The organism is Paraburkholderia sp. 35.1 (assembly GCF_050436525.1).
In the GTDB taxonomy this organism is placed as follows: domain Bacteria; phylum Pseudomonadota; class Gammaproteobacteria; order Burkholderiales; family Burkholderiaceae; genus Paraburkholderia; species Paraburkholderia tuberum.
In genome coordinates, this window is record NZ_JBNDMJ010000003.1 from 815041 (window position 1) to 828593 (window position 13553).

At 64.7% G+C, this 13553-nt stretch carries 11 protein-coding genes and 1 tRNA gene; 7 read left to right on the top strand and 5 right to left on the bottom strand.

Going from position 1 to position 13553, the window contains the following annotated elements:
* Positions 1–20 precede the first annotated feature (20 nt).
* From dnaQ to OKW27_RS23735, 3 genes are all read left to right on the top strand, one after another.
* Positions 21–755 carry a DNA polymerase III subunit epsilon gene (gene dnaQ, locus OKW27_RS23725; RefSeq protein WP_090801125.1) on the top strand — a complete coding sequence of 245 codons (735 nt, stop codon included), beginning with the start codon at positions 21–23 and terminating at the stop codon, positions 753–755.
* Positions 756–803: 48 nt separating this feature from the next.
* Positions 804–878, top strand: a tRNA-Val gene (locus OKW27_RS23730).
* 518 nt (positions 879–1396) lie between these two features.
* Positions 1397–3271, top strand: coding sequence for an ABC transporter ATP-binding protein (locus OKW27_RS23735; RefSeq protein ID WP_429335059.1), 1875 nt, complete (start codon positions 1397–1399; stop codon positions 3269–3271).
* A gap of 84 nt (positions 3272–3355) precedes the next feature.
* On the opposite strand, the gene OKW27_RS23740 is transcribed toward OKW27_RS23735, so the two are convergent.
* From OKW27_RS23740 to OKW27_RS23750, 3 genes are all read right to left on the bottom strand, one after another.
* On the bottom strand, positions 3356–3820 hold the full coding sequence (locus OKW27_RS23740; RefSeq protein ID WP_090801129.1) for a DUF2214 family protein: 465 nt from the start codon (positions 3818–3820) through the stop codon (positions 3356–3358).
* Between the two features lie 150 nt (positions 3821–3970).
* Entirely contained in the window at positions 3971–4819 is an 849-nt protein-coding gene (locus OKW27_RS23745; protein ID WP_090801130.1) for a hypothetical protein, read from the bottom strand.
* Positions 4820–5064: 245 nt separating this feature from the next.
* Complete coding sequence (locus tag OKW27_RS23750; RefSeq protein WP_090801132.1) at positions 5065–6129, bottom strand: glycosyltransferase family 4 protein; 1065 nt, start codon at positions 6127–6129, stop codon at positions 5065–5067.
* Positions 6130–6824: 695 nt separating this feature from the next.
* Here OKW27_RS23750 and OKW27_RS23755 point away from each other — a divergent pair.
* Positions 6825–8660 (top strand): ABC transporter ATP-binding protein, encoded by a 1836-nt coding sequence (locus OKW27_RS23755; RefSeq protein WP_429335060.1) that lies wholly within the window; start codon positions 6825–6827, stop codon positions 8658–8660.
* A 90-nt stretch (positions 8661–8750) separates the two neighbouring features.
* Here OKW27_RS23755 and otsA read toward each other — a convergent pair whose 3' ends face one another.
* Entirely contained in the window at positions 8751–10229 is a 1479-nt protein-coding gene (gene otsA, locus OKW27_RS23760) for an alpha,alpha-trehalose-phosphate synthase (UDP-forming) (protein WP_429335061.1), read from the bottom strand.
* Between the two features lie 53 nt (positions 10230–10282).
* Entirely contained in the window at positions 10283–11032 is a 750-nt protein-coding gene (gene otsB, locus OKW27_RS23765) for a trehalose-phosphatase (RefSeq protein ID WP_090801136.1), read from the bottom strand.
* A gap of 486 nt (positions 11033–11518) precedes the next feature.
* Between otsB and OKW27_RS23770 the strand changes: the two genes are divergently transcribed.
* From OKW27_RS23770 to OKW27_RS23780, 3 genes are read left to right on the top strand one after another with little or no spacing between them, the layout of a single operon-like run.
* The gene (locus tag OKW27_RS23770; RefSeq protein ID WP_429335062.1) at positions 11519–12133 is read left to right on the top strand and encodes an SCO family protein; all 615 of its coding nucleotides are present in this window, start codon (positions 11519–11521) and stop codon (positions 12131–12133) included.
* Between the two features lie 28 nt (positions 12134–12161).
* Complete coding sequence (locus OKW27_RS23775) at positions 12162–12623, top strand: copper chaperone PCu(A)C (protein WP_429335063.1); 462 nt, start codon at positions 12162–12164, stop codon at positions 12621–12623.
* A 39-nt stretch (positions 12624–12662) separates the two neighbouring features.
* Complete coding sequence (locus OKW27_RS23780; protein ID WP_090801140.1) at positions 12663–13547, top strand: cytochrome c oxidase assembly protein; 885 nt, start codon at positions 12663–12665, stop codon at positions 13545–13547.
* Positions 13548–13553 lie beyond the last annotated feature (6 nt).

Below are 13553 nucleotides of genomic sequence, written 5' to 3' on the forward strand. Positions count from 1 at the left end.
TCGAAGCAGGCTAATCCGACATGCGTCAACTGATCCTCGATACCGAAACTACCGGCCTGAACGCCCGCGGCGGCGACCGGATTCTCGAACTCGGTTGCGTCGAGCTCGTGAACCGCCGGCTGACCGGCAACAACCTGCACTTCTATATCAACCCCGAGCGCGACAGCGATCCGGGCGCGCTCGCGGTGCACGGCCTCACCACGGAATTTTTGAGCGATAAGCCGAAGTTCGCGGAGGTCATCGACCAGTTCCGCGATTTCATCCAGGACGCGGACCTGATCATCCACAACGCGCCATTCGACATCGGCTTTCTCGACGCCGAGTTCGCGCTGCTCGGTCTGCCGCCAGTGAGCATGCACTGCGGCGAGATCATCGACACGCTCGCGCAAGCCAAGCAGATGTTCCCCGGCAAGCGCAATTCGCTCGATGCGCTGTGCGACCGCTTCGGCATCAGCAATGCGCACCGTACGCTGCACGGCGCGCTGCTCGACTCGGAACTGCTCGCCGAGGTCTATCTGGCGATGACGCGCGGTCAGGAAAGCCTCGTCATCGACATGCTCGGCGAAGCGCAGGCCGGCGGCGATACACATGCGCCGCGTGTCGCGCTCGACTCGCTGGAGCTGGTCGTGATCGCTGCGAGCGACGACGAAAGCACCGCGCACGAAGCCGTACTCGACGATCTCGACAAGGCGCTCAAAGGCGCGAGCGTATGGCGTCTTGAACCCGCGCCGGCAACTGATGAGCAAACTGCTTAAAAAAGACTAGACGAACCCTAAATTCCCTGACATAATTTCGATCTCTTCGGGTGGTTAGCTCAGCGGTAGAGCACTGCCTTCACACGGCAGGGGTCACTGGTTCGATCCCAGTACTACCCACCAGATTCTTGGTGTGTCGATCACCGAAGACAAAAGGGCTTACGCAGCAATGCGTAAGCCCTTTTTCTATTTGCCGGCAAAAACGTCGCGTGCGCCATACGAGATATCGTGGGCTATAGAACCACGTCGTTCCGTAGGTTGGCGAGCGCCCCGCACTATTGCTATATTCGGCAAACGGGCATTCGCCCGGTCCGGCTCCGTCCGGTTTCTCCATCTTGAACCATCTCAGGGAGGCGCCACATGTTTGCAGTGCATCGCGCGCTCCCCCGCATGGTTCCACGACCGCCGGCCCGTCCGCCACGACCGATGCGACCTTGAAGCCGCAGCGTCGTCGCTGATGCGCCGCCGCCTCGGCAGGCGCACCGCGTTCATTCCAGACAGTCCGTTGTTCCGTTGCCGTTGTTTGCCGTCGTATCTTTTCGCGCGTTCCCGCGCGGGTTCCGGCATCCGCTGGCTGTCTACCCCTTTTTCGCTTCTGACTGGAAACTCGGCGCGCTCGTGCTTCGCCGGGCCCAAAGCAAATGGCCAACAGAAAACTCGACTTTCGCGGACAAGCCTTCAAGGATGTCCTCGGCTTCACCTTCCGTCATTGGGCGCAACAGCCGGGGCGCATCGTCGTGATCGCGGCGCTCGCGCTGTTTACGGCGGGCGCGGACATCCTGACGCCGGTCTTCGCCGGACGTCTCGTCGACGCGATCGCGGCCGGTCCGGCGTCGTCGGCGCCCATCTGGCATCACGCGCTCGCGGCCTTCGGCGCGCTCGCCGCGCTCGGCCTCACCGCGACGCTGCTGCGCCAGGGCGTGTACTTCAACATCATCCGCTTCACGCTGAAGATGATGAGCGAGATCGCCGCGCGCGCGTTTCATCGCGTGCAGCGCTTTTCGACCGACTGGCACGCGAACAGCTTCGCCGGCTCGACCGTGCGCAAGATCACGCGCGGCATGTGGGCGCTCGACCTGCTGAATGACACGCTGCTGATCGCGCTGCTGCCATCGCTGGTGATGCTGATCGGCGCGACCCTGCTGCTCGGCTCGCGCTGGCCCATGATGGGCAACGTCGTCGGCATCGGCTCGCTGCTGTACATCGGCGTGACCGTGACGGTATCGCTGGGCTTCGTCGCGCCGTCCGCGCGTCTCGCGAACGCGTGGGACACACGCATGGGCGGCGCGCTCGCCGATGCGGTCAGCTGCAACGGCGTCGTCAAGGCATTCGGCGCGGAAGCGCGCGAGGAAGCGCGCCTCGCGCACGTGATCGGCAAATGGCGGCAACGCACACGCCGCACGTGGGTGCGCGGCACGCTCAACGGCGGCCTCCAGGGGGGCATGCTGGCCGCGATCCAGGCGGCGATTCTCGGCGTGGCGCTACTGCTGTGGGCACGCGGCGAAGCGAGCGTCGGCGACATCACGTTCGCGCTGACGATGTTCTTCATGCTGCAAGGCTATCTGCGTGACATCGGCATGCACATCCGTAACCTGCAGCGCTCGGTCAACGACATGGAGGAACTGGTGTCGCTCGAGAGTCAGTCGCTCGGCGTCGAGGATCGTCCCGGCGCCGGCGCCATCGCGATCCGCGACGGCGAGATCCGCTTCGAGCAGGTGTCGTTTCACTATGGCGCGCACAGCCGGCCGCTCTACGACGACTTTTCCATCCGCATCGCGGCGGGCGAGCGCGTCGGGCTGGTCGGTCATTCCGGCTCGGGCAAGACGACCTTCATCAAGCTGATCCAGCGCCTTCACGACATTTCGGGCGGCCGGATCACGATCGACGGCCAGGACATCGCGCAGGTCCAGCAAGCGTCGCTGCGCAGCCAGATCGCGATCGTCCAGCAGGAGCCGCTACTGTTTCACCGCTCGCTTGCCGAGAACATCGCGTATGGACGGCCCGGCGCGAGCCGCGCCGACATCGAGCGGGCCGCGCGGCTCGCGAGCGCGCACGACTTCATCGCCGCGCTGCCGAACGGCTACGACACGCTGGTCGGCGAACGCGGCATCAAGCTATCGGGCGGCGAGCGTCAACGCGTCGCGATCGCGCGGGCTTTTCTCGCCGACGCGCCGATCCTGATTCTCGACGAAGCCACGTCGAGCCTCGACAGCGAAAGCGAAGTGCTGATCCAGCGCGCGATGGAACGGCTGATGCAGGGGCGCACGACGCTGGTGGTCGCGCATCGGCTGTCGACGGTGCGTGCGCTCGACCGGCTCCTCGTGCTCGACAAGGGCAAGGTGATCGAGGAAGGCAGCCACGACGCGCTGATCAAACGCGACAACGGCTTGTACCGTCGCTTGTTCGAGCGTCAGGCGCTGGAGCTGATCGAGGGTCTCGGCGAGCCGGAGCTCGTGCGCGAGTCGGCAAAGGTCAAAGCCGACCGGGTCGACGATTCTGGCTTGTTGGTCGGCTAGCGCGACGCAGGCATGCACCAGGCTTCGCGGCAAACGACGCCACGCCTGGCGCCACCAGCCCTTGGCAATAGAAGGCCCGCCGCGCTACACCGCGCCGGCGGGCAACCCGATGCCGCGCGCCATTCCGGTCGCGGCAAACACCATCAGAACCAGCAGCACGGTCTGGATCACGCTGAAATGCGCGTAAGATCGCGCCTTCTTCAGATTCGGCGCCGCGCCGCTGCGGATCGACGCGCGCCAGCGCATCAGGCCGAGCATCGTGGGCACTTCGAGGATCAGGATCAGCGCGAGCAACGTCATCTTCACGTGAAAGAGCGGCTGGTGCAGGTAGTAGTCGGCGCCCTTCTCATAGCTACCGAACATGCGCATCAGGCCGGTCACGATCAGCACCAGCGCGGCGATGCCCCAGCGTGAATCGGCGCGGAACACCGAACGCAACGCGGCGGGCACCGACGCGCGGCGCAGCGACCACGTGCGTCTGAGAATCGACGCGAGCGCAAAACCATAAGCGAGCAGATGAAGGGCGGCAAGCAACCAGCGAACCAGCATGGCGACTCCTGCGAAAGACGCAATATGATCGATGAGTGTCCCACTCGCCCGCCTGCAGGCCGGGCGCCTTGATTGCATTATCGACGAAGCTTCGCTTCGTGATGCGTGCAGCGGCCACGCGATGTGACCGATAGCACAAAACATGCAGCGTCAGACCTGGCGCAGCGTCGTGTCGAGCGCGCGAGCGGCGACGCGATCGCCTTCGGTCGTCAGCGCGGCGCGGAAAACGGTCTGCCGGTTATGACCCGCGGCGGCCGGCGAATCCCACAGCAACTCGACCTTCGGACGTACGCCGAACGCGCTGCGCGCAAGCGAGGGCGCCGCGACCGCCCCTATCGGCGCCGCTGACGCGCCGGCCTTGCCCGGCGCGCCGAACGCGACCGCGGGCGCCGGCGTCGCGCGCGCATTGGAACCGCTCGCCCAGCGCACCGACAATTCGCGCGCATCGTATTGCCCCACCTTGCGCCGCTCGGCCCACACGACGACGGTGCGGGTCAGCGGATCGAGCGACACCGCATAGCGGCCGATCGCGAAGCGCCGCGCCGCCACATTGGTGCGCCACAACGGCAGCGGCCGGCAGATCCACAAGACGATCGCATACAGCACCGGCGCCGCGACGAGCCAACCGTTGCTGGCCGCGACCGCCTGCATCGCGCGACGCCAGCCTGCGCTCGCGACGAACGCGCCGACCGACCACAGCGCAAACAAAAACCCGAGGAACGCGAACAGGCGCAGCGCCTGACGCAGCCATTGCGGCAACGGATGGAACGGACGCTCCGCGACGGCGCGCGCGCCCGGCAGGAAGATCAGCAGGAACAGAAAAACGAGGTTGATACATGCCCACGGTGAAGACGCCATCGCGGTCAGCGCGGTGGTCAGCTTCATCTCGGACATCGAGAAAAACCAGCGGGCAGCGAGCACGAGACCGATGGCGCGCAACGTAAAAATCGTTCCGGCGCCGGGCGCGGCGTTCGCGCGCGTCTCTTTCGTTCTCGCCAAGGCATCCTCCTGTCGTCGGCGGCACCGCAGCCCAATTTGCGGCACGGCAATTATAGGGATATTACCGAGACTGGCTCGTTCGCGCCGCGCGGAAACCCGTATTTTCAGTTGTGCACCGACGAAAAACGCAGCGCGCATGCAACAACGCCCCGCCGGCGACGTGCTGGCGGGGCGTTCAGAGCAGCAGGGAAGCGTGCAACGGGTTCCTGCCGACAGCGTTTTATCTACCGCGAAACAATCGCCAATCAGCCCGCGTTGACTTCGCGCAGCACCGTGCGATGTTTGCGGCGCAGCAGCTCTTCATAGGTGGCGACGTAGTTCTGCGCCATCACCTTCGACGAGAAGCGCGCCTCGAACGCCTTGCGCACGCCAGCGCGGGGCAGCGTGTGCAGACGTTTGACGGCGGCGACCGCGCTGATTTCGTCCTCGACGACGAAACCCGACACGCCGTTTTCGATCACTTCCGGCACCGAACCGCGATTGAACGCGATCACCGGCGTGCCGCAAGCCATCGCCTCGATCATCACGAGACCGAAGGGCTCCGGCCAGTCGATCGGGAACACCAGTGCGTGCGCATTGCCGAGAAACTCGCGCTTTTCAGCTTCGCCGATTTCGCCGATGTACTCGACGTGCGACAACGACATCAGCGGCTTGATGACTTCTTCGTAGTAGGCACGGTCGGCCTTGTCGATCTTGGCGGCGACCTTGAGCTTCATGCCTGCCTGCCCGGCGATGCGAATCGCCCTGTCAAGCCCCTTCTCCGGCGAGACGCGGCCCAGGAATGCGAGGTAGCCGGGCTCGACGTTGGGAATCGGCTTGAGCACGTCTTCCGGCAAACCGTGATAGACGGTTTGCAGCCAGTGCGCCTGCGGCAGCGGAATGCGCTGGTTGTCCGAGATCGACACGACCGGCACGTCATTGAACGTGTTGAAGATCGGCTGCAGCTCAGGCAGATCGAGACGGCCGTGCAGCGTCGTGACGAACGGCACAGGCTGACGCGCGAACAGCGAGAACGGGTAGTAGTCGATGTGGAAATGCAGCACGTCGAATTCGTCCGCGCGGCGGCGCACCTCTTCGAGCAGCAGCATGTGCGGCGCCATCACGTCGCGGATCGTCGGGTCGAGGCGCAGCGCCTGCGGCCAGAAAGCTTCGAGCTTCGCCGAGGTTTGCGAATCACCGCTTGCAAACAGCGTGACGTCGTGGCCCTGCTCGACCAGCGCCTCGGTCAGATAGGACACCACGCGTTCCGTACCACCGTACAGCTTGGGAGGAACCGCCTCGTGCAGCGGAGCGATTTGAGCGATTCGCATATTGACGAACTCCTAGTAAAAAATCAGGCAAAAGTACTGCATTTGGAAAAAGCGACTCGCTTGCTCGCCAGGGCAGTCTGGCCGGAAATGCCGGCGCGGGCCTGATTCTTTTGAGAAATCCTGCGATGGATCGCTTGGTAACGAGCCCGGACAAGTGGATCAGCGACTGGGCATGTGCGAGTAAACGCGCCCGCTGCACCGACGTTGACAAACTGTCAGAAAAATTGCCGGGCTAACGAGCACGCATTATCGATGCCTGGATTGTTGCAGCACCGCAGCATTTCAAAGTCTTTACGTTGTTACAAATGCGAAACACTTTGCAAACCCTTGTTTTCAAAGACAGTTCTACAGTATGCACGAGGTTTCGGGAGGCGCGGCGGTACCGTGTCTGTGAGCTCTCGCCCATCAACGTTGCCGGTAGGAATTGCAAAATTGCCGCAGCGCGGTCGAATGCAATCTGTAATCATATCTCGAAATTTTCCGCAATCTGCCTGAATGACCCGTCGGCTGGTGTGTCGGGACGACGCAGATCGCGGAGGTCCATCGCGAAATCAATCGCGTCAAAGCCCGGATACACAGGGCGCAATCGCCTTTGCATGTTTACAATGCGAAGCATCGGCTTCACGCAGAGCCATGCTTGTCCGTGTGGTCCGCGCATTGCATGCACAACCCGCAACACATCGATCTCAGCTCAATTGGAACACTTGACCATCGCCCAGCGTAACGCCCAGAACGCCAAGCTCGCGAGCTATGCGCACCGGCCACTTGCGTTTCTCTTCCGCTTTATCCGCCGCCATCCGCTCGCGCATGCGATCGTGTTGTGCAGCGTGTTTGCGGCCGTGGGCTGTGCACTCGCTTCGCAGTACGCGATCAAACATCTGATCGACGTGCTCGGCGGCGGCAGGCATCATCCGGGACCGCTGTGGGGCGCGTTCGCGATCCTCGTCGGCCTGATCGCTGCCGACAACCTGTTGTGGCGGATCGGCGGCTGGTTCGCCGCGCACACGTTCGTCGCCGTGACAGGCGATTTGCGGCGCGACCTGTTTCAGTACCTGAGCGGCCACTCGCCGACCTACTACGCCGAAAAGCAGCCCGGCATGCTGGCGAGCCGGATCACCGCGACCTCGAACGCCGTTTACACCGCCGAAAACACCACCGCGTGGAACGTGCTGCCGCCGTGCATCGCGGTGCTCGGCGCGATCGTGATGATCATCGCGGTGAACCCGCTGATGGCCGCCGGCCTGATGCTGTGCTCGGCGATCCTGTCGGTCGTGCTGTACAAGCTCGCGGGCCGCGGTTCCGCGCGTCACCATAATTTCGCGACCAAGGCGGCATCGGTCGACGGCGAGCTTGTCGACGTGATCAGCAATATGGGGCTCGTGCGCGCGTTCGGCATGACGTTCCGCGAACAGCACCGCTTTGCTTCGACGGTCAAGTCGGAAATGGACGCGCGCCAGCAAAGCCTGCTGTACCTGGAAAAGCTGCGTCTCCTGCACGCCGTGGTCACCGCGCTGCTGTCGGCCGGCCTGCTAGGCTGGGCGCTATGGCTGTGGGACCAGGGCCGCGCGACCTCGGGCGACATCGTGCTCGTCAGCTCGCTCGGCTTCACGATCCTGCACGGCACGCGCGATCTCGCCGTCGCGCTCGTCGACGTCACGCAGCACGTCGCGCGACTCGCAGAGGCCGTGCGCACGCTGCTCGAACCGCACGGCATGCCCGATCGCGACGACGCGACCGAACTTGTGCCGCAGGGCGGCCGCGTCACGTTCGACAGCGTCACGTTCGCCTATCCGCGCCGCCGGCCGATTCTCGATCACTTCGACCTCGATATCGAACCGGGTCAGCGCGTCGGGCTGATCGGCAAGTCGGGCGCCGGCAAATCGACCGTGCTCGCGCTGTTGCAGCGCTTCTACGAGACTCAGGGTGGCGCGATCAAGATCGACGGCCAGGACATCGCGTCGATTACCCAGGACAGCCTGCGCCACGCGATCGCGCTGGTGCCCCAGGACATCTCGCTGTTCCATCGCACGGTGTACGAGAACATCGCGTACGGCCGCCCGGACGCGAGCCGCGAGGAAGTGCTCGCCGCCGCGCGCGAGGCGCGTTGCGTGGACTTTATCGAAGCGATGCCGGAAGGCTACGACACGATCGTGGGCGACCGCGGCGTGAAGCTGTCGGGCGGTCAGCGCCAGCGCATCGCAATCGCGCGCGCGATTCTGAAAAACGCGCCGATCCTGCTGCTCGACGAAGCCACGTCCGCGCTCGACAGCGCGTCCGAGGAAGCGATCCAGAAGGCGCTCGACCGCCTGATGGTCGGCCGCACCGTGATCGCGATCGCGCACCGTCTGTCGACGCTGAACAACTTCGACCGGATCATCGTGATGAGCGCCGGCAAGGTCATCGACGACGGCACGCCGGAAGAACTGCGCCAGCGTCCGGGCCTCTATCGCGACCTGCTCTCGAAGCAGTATGGCAAGGGCCAGACGCTGCATATCGGCGGCAAGAAGGTCGACGAACAGCACGTAGCCTGACGCACGCCTGGTCCACGCGCTGCCCATCGCTCGAAAAAAAGCCGCTCCCTGGAGCGGCTTTTGGCTGTCTGGCTCGCGGCCCGGCTTGGCTTAGCCGGTCACGCTCTCGCGCGCCGCCCTCTTGCGCGCGGCGCCCGCCGCACCCGTGGCCGCGTGCGCTTTGCCGCTTCCGGCGCGCTTCGCGCCCTCGACGCTCTGCAGATCGCGCATGAAGTTATCGCGCCACACCGACACGTTGTTCTCGCGCAGCTGCGCCATCATGTCGCGATAGCGCCCCTGGCGCTCGGCGAGCGGCATGTCGAGCGCCCGCGCGAGCGCTTCGGCCATGCCGTCGATATCGACCGGATTGACGATCAGCGCGCCGTCGAGCTCCTGCGCCGCGCCCGCGAAGCGCGACAGCACCAGCACGCCGGGATTCTCCGGATCCTGCGCCGACACGTATTCCTTCGCAACGAGGTTCATGCCGTCGCGCAACGGCGTCACATAGCCGACGTGCGCGGTACGGAACAGCGCCGCCAGCACCGAGCGCTCGTACTGCTTGTGGATGTATAGGATCGGCGTCCAGTCCAGCTCGGCGAAACGTCCGTTGATCCGTCCCGACTCGCCTTCGAGCTGTAACCGGATGTCTTGATACGCGTGCAGGTCGGCGCGCGTCGGCGGGGCGATCTGCAGGAACGACACCTTGTTGCGCTGCGCGGCCGTATGCTCGAGCAGGCGCTCGAACGCGCGGAATCGCTCGACCAGCCCCTTCGAATAATCGAGCCGGTCGACGCTCATGATCAGCTTGCGCGAATGCAGCGTTGCCTTCATCGTGCGCACCGGCTTGCCGCGTTCGCCCGCCTTCGCGAGCTCGGCGATCTCGTCCGGATAGACGCCGATCGGATACGCAGAGGCGCGCAACGTGCGGCCGAACGCATGCACACTCAGCGGTCCTTTCGCCGACGCGTCGATCGAGCCGCCCGCCTCGTTGATCACGTAGTCGCAGAACGCGCGCAGATCGGGACCGGTCTGGAAGCCGAGCAGGTCGAACGAACACAGCGCCTCGACGAGCTCGCGATGCGGCGGCACCGTCAGCAGCACCTGCGCGGCCGGAAACGGAATGTGCAGAAAAAAACCGATGCGGTTCTTCACGCCTGCCGAGCGCAGCGCCTGAGCGAACGGAATCAGGTGATAGTCGTGCACCCAGATCACGTCGTCCTCGCGCAGGAGCGGCACGAGTTGCTGCGCGAGCCACGCGTTGACGCGGCAGTAGCCTTCGAAGTCGTGCCGGTCGTAATGCAGCAGGTCGGATCGATAGTGGAACGCGGGCCACAGCGTCGCGTTCGAGAAACCACGGTAGTACTGGTCGTAATCGCGCCGCATCAGCGGGACGGTCGCGAAGGTCACCGGACCGCGCTCCTCGAGCTTGATCTGCGGCTGGCCGGAGCTCAGCACGTCGCCGCTCCAGCCGAACCACATGCCGCCGGTCTCCTTCAGCGCGTCGTACACGCCGACCGCCAGACCGCCCGCCGCCGGACCGCCCTCCGAAATAGGCGCCACCCGGTTCGAAACAATGATCAGTCGGCTCATGAAGCGCGATTCCCGATGCAATATGTTGTTTTCGTTGAACGGGGCCACCGGCGTCATGCGCCGCGCGCCGCCGCGACGATGGTTTCGAGCCAGTCGAGCAGCGACGACACCGATTCGACGCGCGTGTGCGCCATCGTTTCGCCCGCGCCGACCTTGATCGACAGACCGCCGCGCTCGTTGACGACCGCGAAGCCCTTCTCGTCGGTCAGATCGTCGCCGGCGAATATCGGCGTGCGGCCGGTGAACGGCAGCTCGTCGAGGAACGCGCGCGTCGCGCGGCCCTTGTCGACGTCCTTCGGCTTGATCTCGTAGACCATCTTGCCGGGCTGCAGCACGTAAGAAGCGGGGTAATCGGCGACGAGCCGCTCGGTCGCCTCGCGCGCGACCGGCTCGCGGTCCGGCGCGTTGCGGTAGTGCAGCGCGAGCGCCGCGCCCTTGATCTCGAGCAGCATGCCCGGATGTTCGTTGACGACCTGCGCGAGCACCTGCTCCATGCGCAACAGGCGCTCGTCGTGAAAGCCGATGCGCTGCGTGTCGCCATTCGCATCGCGCCGCTCGGCGCCGTGCAGACCCGCGACCGGCAGATCGGGCATGCCGAGAAAACTGTCGATGCTGTCGATGCCGCGCCCCGACACCACCGCGACCGCGCCATTCGTCAGACTGCGCAGTTCACGCAGCAGGTCGATCACGCGCGGCTGCACCAGCACGCCGTCCGGTGTGGGGGCGAGTTCGACGAGCGTGCCATCGAAGTCGAAGAAAAATGCCGTCTCGCTCGGAGACAGAACAGCCGGAAGTGCTTGCATCGCCTGGGTTCGCCTTTCAGCCATCTATGGCCGGAAAAGTGTGCGCATCTTACCGCGCATCCGTCAATTTTTCGAGAAAGTAAGCTGGGACTCAAGCCCGACGGGCGATCTATCCATCCGCTTCTGTCGATTGCGTTCAAAAGCGCAACGATCGGGCTTCAACCGGCTTTCAGCAAGCTGCGTCAAATTGACACGCAAATCGTGCGCCCGACGCGCCGCGCGACGCTGGCGCCAATTTTGCGCTACAGTCGCTGCCACGCGGACCGTCGGCGTGATGGACATCGTTGCACGCTCTCGCTCAATCGCGTGGCGCGCGCGAATCTTGCGCGGCATGATCGGGCGACGGTGCGGCCCCCTGCTCCATCGATTCGTGTTGCCTGCTCTTCAATCGAGTCATTGAACCCTGCTTTGTTCCCGATCCTGCCACCCCAGCGCCCGCGGCCGAACCTGTCCCGCTCACGACCCAAGCGACTCACGCACCGCTTGATGCACGGGTTGGCACGCCGGCTTGCGGCGGCAACTGCGCTGGGCACGCTGGTCGCGCTCGCCGCGCTGACCGGTTGCACAGAGCGCGCCGAGCCGTGGCAGTTGACCAACGTGACCGGCCACCTGCCGGATCTGGACTTCACCTTGACCGACGACACCGGCCGTCCCGTCAACGCCGCGTCGTTCAGGGGCCGCACGTCGCTGGTTTACTTCGGCTACACGCATTGCCCGGACGTCTGTCCCGAAACGATGGGCCGTCTGATGCAGGTGCTCGGCAAGCTCGGTCCCGATGCGCAGAAAGTGCGCATTCTGTTCATCACCGTCGATCCCGCGCGCGACACGCCGCGGGCCTTGCACGACTATGTCGGCGCGTTCGACGCACAGCACGCCGAAGGGCTGACCGGCACCGACTGGCAGATCGAGTCGCTGGCCAAGCGCTATCGTGTCGCTTATCAGATGGAAAAGCGCGACTCGAACGGCAACTACGAGGTCACGCACAGCTCCGCCGTCTATGTGTTCGACAGCCGGGGACGCGCGCGCCTGCTCGCCACCGATCACGACACGCCCGATGCGATCGCGCAGGACCTGCGCCGCATCATCGATGACCAATCCTGATTCTTCTTTGATCCCACTCCATTCCATCATGACGATCAAGCTCAAACCAATCGCTTCCCTCGCCTGCGCGCTCGCGCTGTCACTCGGCGCCGCGTCGGCCGCGCAAGCGGCCGATGCTCACGCGATCAGCATCAAGGACGCGTGGGTGCGCTGGCTGCCGAACAACCTGCCCGCGGCCGGCTATGCGACGCTCGTCAACGCGAGCGACAAGCCGATCGATCTCGTCGATGTATCGAGTGACGACTACGGCGATGCGATGCTGCATCAAACGGTATCGAACGGTTCGACGCAGAAGATGGTGATGGTCGACAAGCTGACGGTGCCCGCGCAGGGCCAGGTCGCGATCGCGCCGGGCGGCTATCACGTGATGCTCGAGGACGCGAAGCACAAGGTCGCGCCGGGCGACACCGTGCGTCTGACGCTGAAGTTCTCCGACGGCGAAACAGTGAGCGCGCCGTTCGCGGTCAAGTCGCCGGGCCAGACCAAGTAAGCGGCACGACGGGCCGCCGCCACCGCACGCGCCATCGCCATGAACCTGCTCTACTGGCTCGATCCCTGGGAATTTTCGCCGACCGTCGTGATCGCGTTGCTGATCCCCGCGATCCTGTTCGTGCGCGGCGCACGCAAGGCGCGGCTGTCGTTCGCGCGGCGTCTGTCATTCTGGTTCGGGCTGGTCGCGCTGTATGTCGTGCTGCATACGCGGCTCGATTATTTCTTCGAGCATGAATTCTTCATGCATCGCTTGCAGCATCTGGTGCTGCACCATCTCGGGCCGTTCTTCATTGCGCTGTCGTATCCGGGCGCGGCGTTGCGCGCGGGAATTCCGTTGCGCTGGCGACAGCGCTTCGTGCGGCCCGCGCTGCAAACACCGCTCGTGCGCACGGCGCTCGACGTCGTCATGCACCCGGTCGTCGCGGTCACGCTATTCGTCGGGCTGATCTATTTCTGGCTGCTGTCGCCGGTCCATTTCGTCGCGATGCTCGACTGGCGGCTCTATCGCGTCATGAACTGGAGCATGGCGATCGACGGCCTGCTGTTCTGGTGGCTCGTACTCGATCCGCGTCCGGCGCCGCCCGCGCGTCTGTCTCCGGGCAAGCGCGTGCTCGTCGTGATCGCGGCGATTCCGCCGCAGATCGTTCTCGGCGCATTCATCTTTTTTACGACGCACGAGCTGTATCCGATCTACTCGATCTGCGGCCGCGCGTTCACGTGGCTGAGCCCGATGCGCGATCAGCAGATCGGCGGGCTCCTGCTATGGATTCCGGGTTCGATGATGAGCGTGGTCGGCGCGCTGATCGCGCTGCGTCACTGGATGCGGCTGTCGTCTCGCGGACGCCTGCGCGCCGAGCGGCATGCAAAAGCGGCGCGCGGGCTCACGCATGCGGCGTCGACGACCACGAACGTGCCCCGCTGACCCGTT

What these genes read in the sequence shown, in the direction of transcription:
- dnaQ (WP_090801125.1), top strand. Translation starts at nt 21, where the DNA reads ATGCGTCAACTGATCCTCGATACCGAAACTACCGGCCTGAACGCCCGC.
- OKW27_RS23735 (WP_429335059.1), top strand. Translation starts at nt 1,397, where the DNA reads ATGGCCAACAGAAAACTCGACTTTCGCGGACAAGCCTTCAAGGATGTC.
- OKW27_RS23740 (WP_090801129.1), bottom strand. Translation starts at nt 3,820, where the DNA reads ATGCTGGTTCGCTGGTTGCTTGCCGCCCTTCATCTGCTCGCTTATGGT.
- OKW27_RS23750 (WP_090801132.1), bottom strand. Translation starts at nt 6,129, where the DNA reads ATGCGAATCGCTCAAATCGCTCCGCTGCACGAGGCGGTTCCTCCCAAG.
- otsA (WP_429335061.1), bottom strand. Translation starts at nt 10,229, where the DNA reads ATGAGCCGACTGATCATTGTTTCGAACCGGGTGGCGCCTATTTCGGAG.
- otsB (WP_090801136.1), bottom strand. Translation starts at nt 11,032, where the DNA reads ATGCAAGCACTTCCGGCTGTTCTGTCTCCGAGCGAGACGGCATTTTTC.
- OKW27_RS23770 (WP_429335062.1), top strand. Translation starts at nt 11,519, where the DNA reads ATGCACGGGTTGGCACGCCGGCTTGCGGCGGCAACTGCGCTGGGCACG.
- OKW27_RS23775 (WP_429335063.1), top strand. Translation starts at nt 12,162, where the DNA reads ATGACGATCAAGCTCAAACCAATCGCTTCCCTCGCCTGCGCGCTCGCG.
- OKW27_RS23780 (WP_090801140.1), top strand. Translation starts at nt 12,663, where the DNA reads ATGAACCTGCTCTACTGGCTCGATCCCTGGGAATTTTCGCCGACCGTC.